Source organism: Bradyrhizobium sp. Leo170 (genome assembly GCF_004296405.1).
GTDB lineage: Bacteria > Pseudomonadota > Alphaproteobacteria > Rhizobiales > Xanthobacteraceae > Bradyrhizobium.
Genome location: NZ_PSRR01000960.1, coordinates 1 through 248, shown reverse-complemented (window position 1 = coordinate 248; position 248 = coordinate 1). Strand labels below are relative to the sequence as shown.

Sequence of the window (248 nt, the reverse complement as noted above, 5' to 3'; positions counted from 1 at the left end):
TTCGTGATGGTGAGCTTGGACGAAATGCTCTTGCCGTTGCCGTAGTCGGCCGTATCCACGGTGATCTTCGTGCCATCGTCGAGTTGCAGGGTCATGCCCTTCTTGAAGTCGAAATCGTCCTTGCCGTCCCCATTAGCATCGACATGCGGATCGCCATGAATCTTCGAGACATGGCCGGTTTCATTGTTCCGAACGGTCCAGGTGCCATGCTTCTCGTCCGCCGTGATTGTATATTTATCGCCAAGGTG

1 protein-coding gene is annotated in these 248 nt (G+C 54.0%); it reads right to left on the bottom strand.

The window, feature by feature from the left end; genetic code table 11:
- Nucleotides 1–248, bottom strand: a 248-nt coding sequence (locus CWO89_RS45510; protein ID WP_130584504.1) for a DUF1521 domain-containing protein, incomplete at both ends; no start/stop codon positions are given.